The organism is Tangfeifania sp., from assembly GCF_055108615.1.
This window is the reverse complement of sequence record NZ_JBSQIC010000014.1, coordinates 46,548-58,031: the sequence shown is the minus strand read 5'-3', so window position 1 is coordinate 58,031 and position 11,484 is coordinate 46,548. Positions and strand designations below refer to the sequence as shown.

At 42.1% G+C, this 11,484-nt stretch carries 13 protein-coding genes and 1 pseudogene; 4 read left to right on the top strand and 10 right to left on the bottom strand.

Annotated elements, in window-relative coordinates; translation table 11 throughout:
* Window positions 1–76 precede the first annotated feature (76 nt).
* Window positions 77–295 (top strand): annotated as a pseudogene (locus ACTCNA_RS05020) (type I restriction-modification enzyme R subunit C-terminal domain-containing protein); the annotation flags it as partial.
* Between the two features lie 17 nt (window positions 296–312).
* Here the strand turns inward: ACTCNA_RS05020 and ACTCNA_RS05015 are convergent.
* Window positions 313–3,096, bottom strand: coding sequence for an alpha/beta hydrolase family protein (locus ACTCNA_RS05015; protein WP_462946806.1), 2,784 nt, complete (start codon window positions 3,094–3,096; stop codon window positions 313–315).
* A gap of 60 nt (window positions 3,097–3,156) precedes the next feature.
* The gene (locus tag ACTCNA_RS05010; protein WP_462946805.1) at window positions 3,157–3,852 is read right to left on the bottom strand and encodes an RluA family pseudouridine synthase; all 696 of its coding nucleotides are present in this window, start codon (window positions 3,850–3,852) and stop codon (window positions 3,157–3,159) included.
* A gap of 69 nt (window positions 3,853–3,921) precedes the next feature.
* Between ACTCNA_RS05010 and ACTCNA_RS05005 the strand changes: the two genes are divergently transcribed.
* Both ACTCNA_RS05005 and ACTCNA_RS05000 read left to right on the top strand, forming a co-directional pair.
* A complete protein-coding gene (locus ACTCNA_RS05005; protein ID WP_462946804.1) occupies window positions 3,922–5,082 on the top strand; it encodes a C40 family peptidase in 1,161 nt (386 codons plus the stop codon).
* 112 nt (window positions 5,083–5,194) lie between these two features.
* Window positions 5,195–6,235 (top strand): dipeptide epimerase, encoded by a 1,041-nt coding sequence (locus ACTCNA_RS05000; RefSeq protein ID WP_462946803.1) that lies wholly within the window; start codon window positions 5,195–5,197, stop codon window positions 6,233–6,235.
* Between the two features lie 24 nt (window positions 6,236–6,259).
* Here the strand turns inward: ACTCNA_RS05000 and ACTCNA_RS04995 are convergent, their stop codons facing one another.
* Window positions 6,260–6,586, bottom strand: a complete 327-nt coding sequence (locus ACTCNA_RS04995; protein ID WP_462946802.1) for a hypothetical protein — start codon at window positions 6,584–6,586, stop codon at window positions 6,260–6,262.
* Complete coding sequence (locus ACTCNA_RS04990) at window positions 6,576–6,797, bottom strand: hypothetical protein (RefSeq protein ID WP_462946801.1); 222 nt, start codon at window positions 6,795–6,797, stop codon at window positions 6,576–6,578. Before ACTCNA_RS04990 ends, ACTCNA_RS04995 begins: the two co-directional genes overlap by 11 nt.
* A 210-nt stretch (window positions 6,798–7,007) precedes the next feature.
* Here ACTCNA_RS04990 and ACTCNA_RS04985 point away from each other — a divergent pair, with 210 nt between their 5' ends.
* Window positions 7,008–7,493 (top strand): methionine-R-sulfoxide reductase, encoded by a 486-nt coding sequence (locus ACTCNA_RS04985; RefSeq protein ID WP_462946800.1) that lies wholly within the window; start codon window positions 7,008–7,010, stop codon window positions 7,491–7,493.
* Between the two features lie 108 nt (window positions 7,494–7,601).
* Here the strand turns inward: ACTCNA_RS04985 and ACTCNA_RS04980 are convergent, their stop codons facing one another.
* The 6 genes from ACTCNA_RS04980 to ACTCNA_RS04955 all read right to left on the bottom strand — a co-directional run bounded on the left by ACTCNA_RS04980 (window position 7,602) and on the right by ACTCNA_RS04955 (window position 11,460).
* Complete coding sequence (locus tag ACTCNA_RS04980; protein ID WP_462946799.1) at window positions 7,602–7,979, bottom strand: hypothetical protein; 378 nt, start codon at window positions 7,977–7,979, stop codon at window positions 7,602–7,604.
* 40 nt (window positions 7,980–8,019) lie between these two features.
* The gene (locus tag ACTCNA_RS04975; RefSeq protein ID WP_462946798.1) at window positions 8,020–8,199 is read right to left on the bottom strand and encodes a hypothetical protein; all 180 of its coding nucleotides are present in this window, start codon (window positions 8,197–8,199) and stop codon (window positions 8,020–8,022) included.
* Window positions 8,200–8,222: 23 nt separating this feature from the next.
* Window positions 8,223–8,636, bottom strand: a complete 414-nt coding sequence (locus tag ACTCNA_RS04970; RefSeq protein ID WP_462946797.1) for a DUF134 domain-containing protein — start codon at window positions 8,634–8,636, stop codon at window positions 8,223–8,225.
* A gap of 1 nt (window position 8,637) precedes the next feature.
* A complete protein-coding gene (gene aroC, locus ACTCNA_RS04965) occupies window positions 8,638–9,711 on the bottom strand; it encodes a chorismate synthase (RefSeq protein ID WP_462946796.1) in 1,074 nt (357 codons plus the stop codon).
* 85 nt (window positions 9,712–9,796) lie between these two features.
* Window positions 9,797–10,366, bottom strand: a complete 570-nt coding sequence (locus ACTCNA_RS04960) for an FKBP-type peptidyl-prolyl cis-trans isomerase (RefSeq protein ID WP_462946795.1) — start codon at window positions 10,364–10,366, stop codon at window positions 9,797–9,799.
* A 119-nt stretch (window positions 10,367–10,485) separates the two neighbouring features.
* The gene (locus ACTCNA_RS04955) at window positions 10,486–11,460 is read right to left on the bottom strand and encodes a DUF4465 domain-containing protein (RefSeq protein ID WP_462946794.1); all 975 of its coding nucleotides are present in this window, start codon (window positions 11,458–11,460) and stop codon (window positions 10,486–10,488) included.
* Between the last annotated feature and the right edge of the window lie 24 nt (window positions 11,461–11,484).

Genomic DNA, 11,484 nt, shown 5'->3' with positions numbered 1-11,484 from the left:
AATATCTTAAACCCATCCGGCTGGAATACAGAATTTTATGACAGTAAGATAACAAGTTGGGCTAAAAGCATTTTCAGCGTTTATTGATGCGGGTAATTTAAAGGCACAACAGATTGAATTCATCCGAACTATTATTAATCACTTCAAAAACAATGGCATACTCGAACTTTCACAATTAGTGCAACCTCCGTTTACTGATATTAATGACCAGGGAATTTTCGGATTATTTGACGATGAAGATCAAGACCGGATTATTCAAATTGTAGAACAGGTCAATAATAATGCAGCAGGATAAACTCCAATAAATAATCGCTAATACCCCAAATTTTCTCCCTTTTCAATGGCCGGAATTCCTTTCTCCATCCATTCGGGCATCGGTTCATCTTTCAGGTAATGATTAAAAAAACCGAACATCCGCTTGCTTAAATCCACGCGGTTGGCCCAGCTGGAACTTCTCAGGTTGTGCGGTTCGTCGTTGTAACTGAGCAACCATGAAGGTTTATCGAGGCGGCGCAGCGCCACAAAAAACTCGATGCCCTGATACCACGGAACAGCCCCGTCATTGTCGTTGTGCATCATCAAAAGCGGCGTGTTTACGTTTGGCGCATAAAACAGTGGTGAATTCTCTATGTAATGCAACGGCTTCTCCCATAATGTTCCGCCTATCCGGCTTTGTGTATGTTCATACTGAAACATCCGGCTCATTCCCGATCCCCAGCGGATTCCGCCATACGCACTGGTCATGTTGCTTACCGGTGCGCCGGCCATGGCAGCGGCATATAAATCGGTTTGTGTAATTAAATAGGCGGTTTGGTAGCCTCCCCAGCTTTGTCCCTGCAATCCAATATTTTTTTCATCGATATATGGAAATTCATTGATGAGATATTGCGTGCCGCTGACAATGGCATTGTAGGCGCTTTGCCCGGGATAACCAACTTCATAAGTGATATCGGGAACAAAAACCATATACCCGTTGCTCGCATAAAATGTTTTATTGATGGTTGAACGGCTTGGTGCCGGATGCTGGTGCCGGAATAAATTCTCTGCGTTGCGTTCATAAAAATACACCATCAGCGGGTATTTCTTATTTGGGTTAAAATTTTCAGGTTTGTACAAAATACCATTCAACTTTTCACCTGAAAGGGAAGTCCATTCCACAAGCTCGGCAGTTGGCCAGATGAAATCATCTTGTTGCGGGTTGGCATCCGAAATTTTTTCAGCATCTGAAAAATCAATACTACTTGTCCACAAATCAGGAAATGTTTCCACGTTTTGGCGTGTCCAGATAAGTTTTTCTGCTGCTTTGGCTTTCTTCACATTTCCAAAATAATATTTATCCATTACGACCAGTTCGGGTTCAGTAATTGTACTGAAATCAAAACTAAAGAAACCGTTTTCCATGGTATTTTCGTCAATTGCCCGTAATAAAACATTTTCTTCCAAAGGAATATATATCAAGTCCGGATCCAATTTCTGGTAACGCAGTCGAATTTGATTGCGACGGCCAAATGCTTTGGTAATATTCACAGGAACACGTTCTCCAGAAGGGTCGATCTTCCAGATATCGTAGCGGTCGTAAATGTAAACAAACCGATCGTTTTCGCTCCAGCCGGTAAACCCGTACGGACGCGGATCCATGGGGCGGTCGTTTCGTTCGTCGTAAAAGTTCACCGGAATTTTTTTTGTGAGCGCAACAGGATCAAGGTTATTAATGTCGGTTGACCGCGAATAATAACTGCTGTCGGCAGGTTCGTACCAAACAACATATTTCCCGTGGGGCGATAGTCTGGCATATAATTTTTCTTCAACAATTTCCCTTTTAATACCCGTTTCAAAATCAACCAGATAATAATCACGATTACGTTTGCCAGTCCAACTCGAGGCTCTCAAATACGGGGATTCGTTGTAGCCCAAACCAACATTTCCATTGCCTTTCCGGATGGGTGAAACATTTTTGATATTTAAATCGGCCAGCTGGATAAACCGATCGAGGTTGGTATGATAAACGGCCAAAAAGGTTCGCTTCTTTTCGCGTTCGAGTTCCGCTTTTTGTTGTGGCTGTAGCTTATCATCGTGCCAGCTCCATACGTCAAGTTTCGGCCTTTCTTCATCCAAAATTGTATCCTTTGGCTCTGGTTCCGGACTTTCGGCTGTTCCGAAATAAAGTTTAGTCCCGTCTTCCGAAAAATAGACATTCCCGTTTTCGCTGGGCGACCAGCCCACCGGAATTCCGCTGGTATAGCTATCCACAGTAACTTCGGGTTCCGACTCCAGCGTTCCGTAGTACAATTTGTACACTTTTTCATCGATGGTATCCTTCGAGAAAAGAAACGCATATTGTGAACCGCTTTCATCAGCAACAGCTTTTTTGGCCCAGCCTTCAGAAGAAAACAACTCCCTGTTCTGCCCCATCGAAGTATCGAAATGTTGAACGGAAGAATAGGTGTTCAGTGTATCTTTTGTCTGCTGAATGAAATAGACCGATGCGCCATCTTTGGCATAAAAATATTCGGTTACATTCGGGAAATGCAACGTGTCGCCTGAATTCACTTCAAATAATACCAAATCATCGCCGGGTTGTTTCTCTTCTTTTTTTTCTTGCTTCTCTTCGATAGTATCTTTTTCTGCGGGAGCAGGTTCAGTTAAAAACGCGATCCACCGCGTATTGTCTTCGGGCAGTTTAAAGGACTTAAGCCTGGGAAATTTTTTAATTCCTTCGTTACCGAATACCCAAATCCCCAGGCTGTCTTTGGGCATTTTATCTTTTTTAACTTCATCAAGTTTTGCCTTCCGGATGGAGTCTTCATGAGGTTTGATTTCGAAAATAATAAAATCATTTTCGGAGCCAAAAACAGGCCTGGCACCACGCGAAAGAGTATCCAGCCTGTCCGAATGCTTTACAATCAACATCCCGTCGCCCTGCTGGGGTTTTTGAACGAAAGCAACCATCTCCCCGTTATTCGAAATAATTGGATTCGAAATGGTATTCCAGGTTTCAAAATCGTCGATTGACAATGCTTTTTTTACAGGTGCCTGGGCATTAAGTCCTACAGATATTAAAAATAAAGATAAAAATATCAGTCCGGTCCTTCTCATCACAACTCTCCTTTTTTTCGTATTTAATATAAATATTCAAATATAAAATAAATCACAATTTTATCCACGAAAAAAATTAAGAAGTTCATTGAATTCTTCGGGTATTGGCACGCTAAAGGAAAGTTCTTGATGAGTTTGAGGATGCATAAATTCCAGTTCGGAGGCATGCAAAAACAAGCGCTTCAAACCGGTTTTTTCTGTAATTATTTTGTTCAGTTTAAAATCGCCGTGATGTGTGTCGCCCAGCATATCGAACCGGTTTTTGGCAAAATGTTGCCGTAGTTGATGCCATCGTCCGGTTTCAGGTTGAATTTCAACAAGGCTAAGCACTACATTTTCGGTTTCTTTATGTGAAATACCGGTTAAAACAGATTGAAGTGTTTTGAAATGGGTGACAGCCGGTTTTTTAAATTTTGTCTTTTTTTTCACCAGCACTTTCTGGTCAAACGTTCCTTCCCCCGGGTTGTCCTGAACAATGGCCAGGTACTTTTTTTTCACCTCTTTGCGTTCAAACTGAAGGGCAAGTTCATGCGCCGTTTCAGAAGAAAATGTAAGCACAATTACCCCGGAAGTTTTGGAATCAAGCCGGTGAACGTTGTAAATCCATTTTTGGGTGATATCGCCCAGCAGCTTTGTAAGATACGGGGCATCGTGAGGCATAAAATCATTTTTATGAACCGGCAAACCAACCGGTTTGTCAACTACAATTATTTGTTCGTCCTGGTAAAGAACTGGTATTTTAAAATCGTGATTCACTGATAAATATTAGTTAAATTTCCAACAATCTTTCGCTATATTTGTGTTCCGGCAAAATAAACAAAACCAATGGTAAAAACGCTGATATTTCTTGTTATTGTTCTACTTGTTTCCTGCGGTGTTGACAACCGGAAAGAAGCCGAAAATATTATTGCTGAATTTGAAAAAGAACACATTACAGACAAACGCGAAACGGTTTTTGATGTTTATCCGGTATTTGAAATGGGCGACCTGGTTTTAAAAGGCGAAATCAGCAATCCGCAAAAAAAACAGGATTTGGTCGATGCGTTTGGCTCACTGAAATTCCGTGATAAAATTACTCTGCTGCCCGATTCAACTGTTGGAGAAAAAACATTTGCACTAATCAACCTTTCGGTGACAAACCTGCGGGCAGAGCCGCGACATTCGGCCGAGCTGGTTACCCAGGCATTGCTCGGAACTCCGGTAAAAATGCTGAAAAAAGAAAATGGATGGTACTTGATTCAAACGCCCGACAATTATATTTCGTGGGTCGATCCATCAGGAATTACTCCAATTACTAAAAATGAACTGCAAAACTGGCGGCAATCGGAGCGGGTGATTTTCACCAAAAATTTTGCTGAAGTTTTCCGCGATGAAAGAATGGAACAACCGCTTTCCGACATTTCCATGGGAAATATTCTGGAAGTGGTAAATCAAAACAGGGGAAGCCTGGAACTGCGTTTCCCCGATGGAAGAACAGGATTCGCCGCAAACACTGGCTGGACTAATTTTGAAACCTTTAAAAACAAAATGCAACCCGACACGACGAATATTATAAACATGGCCCGCCAATTTACCGGAAGACCTTATTTATGGGGTGGAACCTCATCGAGAGCAATGGATTGCAGCGGCTTCACCAAAACGGTTTATTTCATGAACGGCGTAATCCTGGCACGCGATGCTTCGTTGCAGGTCAGGCACGGTAATTTAGTGGATTCCGGAGAATCTTTCAATCAGTTTCAGCCAGCCGATTTATTGTTTTTCGGCAGAATAACTGCGGACTCCGCAGAACGCATTACACATGTGGCCATTTCAACCGGACGTTCCGAATTCATACACGCTTCAGGAAGGATTAAAGAAAACAGTTTCAATCCGGCCAGTGAAAACTATTCTGAATACCGGAGAGAATCATTTATGCGGGCCAGAAGAGTTATCGCTTCGGAAGGAACAGAAGGGATTCAATGGATAAAAAACCATCCGTGGTATTAATGAGGTATTTAAAAGTTACAAGAAAATGAAAACCGGCAGAAGAAAATTTCTAAAAAATACAGCATTGTTAACAGCAGGCGGAGTAATTTTGCCGCAATTAACTTATTCAAATATGAAAGGAGTATCTCCGAAACAAGGGTTAAAACTCAGTTTTGAACCTTACGATTTACAATTGAAGCATGTTTTCACACTGGCCAACAGTTCGCGTGCCACCACACCGGTAATGCTCACTAAAATTGATTTTGAGGGGTTTACCGGCTACGGCGAAGCCTCCATGCCGCCCTATCTGGGCGAAACGCAAAAAACAGCGGGTGCGTTTCTTTCTTCGCTAAACCTTGCGCAATTTGCTGACCCGTTCCGGATTGAAGATATCCTTGAATATGTGGACGAAGCAGCTCCCGGGAATACAGCAGCCAAGGCTTCGGTGGATATTGCACTGCACGATTTGACAGGAAAGATTATGCAACAGCCGTGGTATAAAATATGGGGCTATTCGCCGGAAAACACACCAAACACCTCTTTTACCATTGGAATTGACGAACCGGAAGTGGTGAAACAAAAAGTGGAAGAAGCAGCACCTTTCAATATCTTGAAAGTGAAACTGGGTGGTGATAACGATAAAGAAATGATTGAAACCATCCGCTCAGTGACCGACAAACCGCTTTGCGTGGATGTGAACCAGGGCTGGGCTAACAAAGAGGAAGCGCTGGAAATGGTGCACTGGCTGAAAGAAAAGGGGGTTGAATTTGTGGAACAACCGCTACCTAAAAACCGGAAAGACGACCACGCCTGGCTGACAGAAAATTCTCCACTGCCAATAATCGGCGACGAGGCCATTCAGCGGCTTTGCGATGTACAGGAAGCTGTGGGCGTTTATTCGGGAATCAACATTAAACTGATGAAATGCACCGGCATGCGCGAAGCCCATAAAATGATAAACCTGGCCCACGCCAACCAGATGCGGGTGATGATTGGCTGCATGACCGAAACTTCATGCGCCATTTCTGCAGCCGCACAGCTTGCACCACAGGCCGAATGGGCCGATTTGGACGGAAACCTTTTAATTTCAAACGATCCGTATGAAGGAGTAAAAGTAGTGGATGGAAAAATTACATTGGTTGACAGACCGGGGATTGGGATAAAAGAAGTATAACCTCCTTATTTTTCAAACTCATTTTTATGGAATGAGTTTTATGAGGTTTAAAACTTCTTTATCGGTAAGATTTTCAATTTCAGATTTATCATATATAGTCAGTAAAAAAACCGTATCATTTTCATAAACTACATGAGTAATAATCCTGGAACCGACTGACTTACCTTTACCTTTGCTCGAAATAGCAAGACGTATTTTATAGCAATGGCGACCGATTGAAACACCTTTAGCTGGGTCTTTTTTCAATTCCAAAATAAGTGTTTGAATTTCCTTTTTAAGCGATGGAAATTTTTTACTCAGGCGTTTGACCTGTCTCTCGAAAACCGATATTGTTTTAACATTAAAGTTCATCTAGAAAGTCCTCTGCGTTACGGGCTTCCAACTTTCCTTCCTTTACTTGCTTCATTTCCTCAACTGCCTCCGCAAGCTCAGTCATAAAAACCTTTTTGTTTCTCAGCCTTTTAAGTTCCATGAGGTCTTTTTGAATTTTTTCCCAATCTTTCATGGGAAGTTGGACAGCATTTTTGTATCCTTTCTTATCAGTAATATATTGTAAATCCATAGGTACTTTTCTTATAAATTCTATTTTCTTTTACAAATATAAAGTTCCCGAATGTATAAAACAATACCAAGCGAAAATGTATAACACATGGTATTTTTCAAAAGCCAAAAATGAATTTATGGTGTAATGTTGACGCTTTTGTAAAAATGTAATCTTTTCAAATTTTAAAAAAGTTGAACCTACAGGCTTTTATTTTGTCTTATTGGCAGGATGAAAACAGTTTTAACCATATTATTTTTTGCCGTTGCCTTTTCTGCGTGCGGACAGGTTCAGGAGAAGGCTAAGATTAAGGCTGAGGCAAAGGCTGAAGTAAAGGAGGACGAAAAAATGAATGAATACAGAAAGTTAACCGATTTTGAAGAATATGTGATAATCCAAAAAGGTACTGAGCGCCCGTTTACCGGGGAATATAACAACCACAAAGCCAAAGGAAAATATGTGTGCAAACGGTGCGGAGCCGAACTTTATACATCTTCAGATAAATTTGAATCGAACTGCGGCTGGCCCAGTTTCGATGATGAAATTGAAGGTGCTGTAACCAAAACGCTGGATGCCGACGGCCGGCGTACTGAAATCACCTGCAATAACTGTGGTGGGCACCTGGGCCATGTTTTTTATGGCGAAGGATACACCGATAAAAACACGCGCCACTGCGTGAATTCCATTTCACTGGAGTTTATTCCGGCGGAGCAATAATTACAAGGACACGGACAATCTCTTGTCCGTGAATCAGTCAGACCTGGAAAAGCCAACTCCCAAAGTTAAATCTGTCGGACTTGGAAAGTCCGACTCCCGTAAATCAGCTTAAATTTCTTCCTTCACGATTGTCAGTCCGTCAATAAAATAAACCACCTCTGAGGCATCCTGGGCTTCTGCAATAACCTGATGCGCTTCTTCTGTTTCAGCATCGTCTTCATGATCTTCACCTTCGCCGTGCTCCCCTTCCTGATTATGCGCGTCGGCCTGGGTTCTCACTTCCTTAAAAATACCGCTGATAGTAAGGTCGCTGCCCATCTGTTCCTGCCTGAAAGCTCCAATTTTTTCGCCGGCTTCCACCCTGATGTTCATATCTTCGTTGCTCCCCATCAGGAAACACCGGCCGCCACCCTGTTTGCACACGTGCATTACGGTGCCTTTTACCGTTACTTCTTTACCTTCCAGTTCTGCGGCATTAGCAAGCAAATCATCAACAGAATAAACCGTTGCGGACTTTTCTGCATTTTCATTGCCTTTTTGATGAGTTAATATCAGTTTTAAACTCGGTAAAATAAATTTTGTAATCGGGATTAAAATCGTGCCGGTGGTTTAAAAAAATCCCCGAAAGTGCATAAACTACGGTCATTCCTACAATAAAATATCCCAAATCGCGGTGCAGTATCCGCAGCAGTTTCCGAATCTTCATTTACTTAAGTCATTGTTTTTTATCTATTTCGAATAAAATTCGTTTAAGGAAATTACATCAGAAGAACTGCAAACCGGGCAGTCCGGATTTTCTTCCTCGTAGTTATTAAAACTGGCCTGGCACGAATTGCATTTAAACCAGTTTTTATCGAAGTAAATATCACCTCCCCTGAAAATGATGTCGCGGCCTTCAACAAAAGCTGTGGCCACTTTATTTCGGGCTTCTTCGTAAATACGTGTTAAGGTAGGCCTCGAAACATCCATGTGTATGGCAGCCTGCTCCTGGGTAAGGTTTTGATAATCGAGCAGCCGGATGGCTTCGTACTCCTCCAGCCGAAGAATTACTTCGTTCGATTTGCGGCCCCTAACACCAAAAACCGACATTCCTTTTATAACAGGGGGTACCTGGATTCTTCTGTTTCTTTTTCTTCTGGGCATATTAAATTGAATTTAGTTTGCTTAATAAAAAATGATCGGCCAGCACAAGCGCAGCCATGGCTTCCACAATAGGTACTGCACGTGGTAAAACGCACGGATCGTGCCTTCCTTTTGGGTTAATGGTCACCTCATTACTGTTTTTGTCAACTGTTTGCTGTTCTTTCAGCAATGTGGCAATAGGTTTAAAAGCCACATTAAAGTATATGTCTTCACCGTTGGAAATACCTCCCTGGATTCCTCCTGAATTATTTGTTTTTGTCCGAATACCGTCTTTGCTACGAATAAATACATCGTTATGTTCCGAGCCGCTCAGTTTGGTTCCTGCAAAGCCAGATCCGTACTCAAACCCTTTTACTGCATTTATACCCAACATTGCAAAGCCGAGGTCGGCATGCAGCTTGTTAAAAACAGGCTCGCCCCAACCGGCAGGAATGCCTTTGGCCACGCATGATACTGTTCCACCAACAGTGTCGTGGTTTTTCCCGGCTTTTTCAATGCGCTCAATCATTTTGGCTGCGGTTTCAGCATCGGGGCACCGCACAATATTATCTTCTGTTTTGGTGAGATCTGTTTCGGTGTATGATTTCTCCATTTTCACTTCCCCTACCTGCGACACAAATGCCTGGATGGTAATTCCTTTTACGGCCAGTATTTGTTTGGCAATGGCCCCTGCAACAACACGGGCAATGGTTTCGCGGGCTGATGATCGTCCTCCTCCGCGGTAATCGCGTGTACCGTATTTTTGCTGATAAGTATAATCGGCATGCGAAGGCCGGTAAACATCTTTTAAATTATTATAATCTTTTGAGTGGTGATCTTTATTCCAGATGATAAAAGCTATGGGGGTTCCCTGTGTTTTTCCCTCGAAAATACCGGAAAGAAATTCCACCTGATCGGCCTCTTTGCGTTGGGTTGTTATTTTCGACTGCCCTGGTTTCCTTCTTGTCAAATCTTTCTGAATAAGGTACATATCCAGTTCAATACCAGCAGGACAGCCATCGATAATTCCGCCGATGCCACGTCCGTGAGATTCTCCAAAAGAGGTTAAGCGAAATATTTTTCCAAACGTATTCATACACATTAAAAAAACCCCGTTTTCTTGCAAATGTTCAAGAAAACGGGGTTAAAATACTTAAATTGTGGTAATAATCAAAAATAAATTAACTGCCGCAACCGCAACCACCACCGTGGTCTGATCCACATCCGTCGTCTTCGCAGCCGTCGCTTCCGCAACCACATCCACCACCCGAAAGTATTTGCGCAACTTCTTCGTCAGTTGCTTCGCGTACTTCAAGCACTTCACCTGCAAAGTGCAAATCTTCGCCGGCTAACGGATGGTTGAAATCCATTTTCACGTTTTCATCGTTAACCTCGAGTACAAGGCCGTTCAGCCGTTGGCCACTGCTGCTCATCATTGGTACTGCATTACCAACAGCAATTAACTCGTCGTCAAATTTTCCATCAACAAGAAATACATGTTTAGGTAATTCAACTATTGCATCCTGATTTACATCACCGTATGCATCATCTTTTGTAAGCTTTATGGAGAATGGTTCTCCTTGTTTCAAGCCTGCAAGGTGAGATTCAAACTTGGGCAGCATAACCCCGGCTCCATATAAAAACTGTAATGGTTTTTCGGCAGTTGCTTTTTCAACTACTTCTCCTTTCTCGTCGTCCACCCTCAAATCGTAGGTCAATGTAACCATTGAATGCTTTGATATCTCTAACATAATTCTTCAAATTTTTTTTATTAAATGCAAATAAACTGTTTTTATGGCACAGAACAAAATACTTTTAAATCCCTTACTGATTTAATAACAAAAAAACAATGCATTGGATTACAATTTTTTTAATTTTTCAAGATTTTTTTCACTGAATAGCCTTTTGCATTTTTCACTTTCAGCAAATATATTCCGGGAGGATAATTTCCTAAACCTGAGATGCGTATATTGTTTTCATTTTCAACTTTCTCCCTGTAAAATATCCTGCCCGTCAAATCAGTTAAAACAACCATTTCAACATCTTCAGGCAACTCCACCTGAAAGAAATTATTTACCGGATTGGGATATACCTTTAGTGGTTGATCTTTTTTGCTAATAAGAATGCCGGAAGAAGTGAGTTTTGCCATCGTAAAATTGTCCACACAAAAATAAGCCGGCGTGTTCATCCATCCATTTTCTGTATCAGTGGATTCCATTCCGAAATGCAGTTCAGTTACCTTTCCCAGGCTGCTCAGGTTCATCCACTCCCAGGTATTTACCAGGTAATCCTCATCTGAATTTTCGAACCGGTAATCGGCCATAAAAAATTCCACAGTATCAGTTAAATTGCCCAATTCATTAACTCCCCAAACAAAAAGTTTTAAATAATCGGGGTCAGTTCCGTCGGCTCCTCCAAACTTTTTGGCAAAACCGTAAACACCGCCATCGCGCATGGCTAAATAGGCATAGGTTGAATTGGTTACATTGAATCCGGTAATTTCAACAGCAGAATCAAATTCCATTTTCAGAGCCCCCGGGAAATAAGCTACCGCGTAATTTTCAGAATCTGAAACTCCGCCGCCGGTAATGGCGCTGAACTGATTTTCGTACCCGGGGGTAACCGTGTCTGTCATATTCGAAACAGAAAAACCACTCCAGCTTTGATATTCGGCATTGTAATCGTTGGGGAACCAGATTCCGCCGCTGTTAAAACCACCGGCACCGTCGGAGCCATTATACCACGAACCGGGTTCCAAAACTACATCATCAAAAGTTGCAACTGTCTGGGCATTTGCTGAGAACAGGGCTACCCAGAGCCCCAAAAACAAATAAATTTTTTTCATTGTAAAATTAATTTTGGTGAAACA

Bases quoted from the DNA above. Each gene is read 5' to 3' on its own strand.
- ACTCNA_RS05015 (WP_462946806.1), bottom strand. From the start codon at position 3,096: ATGAGAAGGACCGGACTGATATTTTTATCTTTATTTTTAATATCTGTA.
- ACTCNA_RS05005 (WP_462946804.1), top strand. From the start codon at position 3,922: ATGGTAAAAACGCTGATATTTCTTGTTATTGTTCTACTTGTTTCCTGC.
- ACTCNA_RS05000 (WP_462946803.1), top strand. From the start codon at position 5,195: ATGAAAGGAGTATCTCCGAAACAAGGGTTAAAACTCAGTTTTGAACCT.
- ACTCNA_RS04995 (WP_462946802.1), bottom strand. From the start codon at position 6,586: ATGAACTTTAATGTTAAAACAATATCGGTTTTCGAGAGACAGGTCAAA.
- ACTCNA_RS04990 (WP_462946801.1), bottom strand. From the start codon at position 6,797: ATGGATTTACAATATATTACTGATAAGAAAGGATACAAAAATGCTGTC.
- ACTCNA_RS04985 (WP_462946800.1), top strand. From the start codon at position 7,008: ATGAAAACAGTTTTAACCATATTATTTTTTGCCGTTGCCTTTTCTGCG.
- ACTCNA_RS04975 (WP_462946798.1), bottom strand. From the start codon at position 8,199: ATGAAGATTCGGAAACTGCTGCGGATACTGCACCGCGATTTGGGATAT.
- ACTCNA_RS04970 (WP_462946797.1), bottom strand. From the start codon at position 8,636: ATGCCCAGAAGAAAAAGAAACAGAAGAATCCAGGTACCCCCTGTTATA.
- aroC (WP_462946796.1), bottom strand. From the start codon at position 9,711: ATGAATACGTTTGGAAAAATATTTCGCTTAACCTCTTTTGGAGAATCT.
- ACTCNA_RS04960 (WP_462946795.1), bottom strand. From the start codon at position 10,366: ATGTTAGAGATATCAAAGCATTCAATGGTTACATTGACCTACGATTTG.
- ACTCNA_RS04955 (WP_462946794.1), bottom strand. From the start codon at position 11,460: ATGAAAAAAATTTATTTGTTTTTGGGGCTCTGGGTAGCCCTGTTCTCA.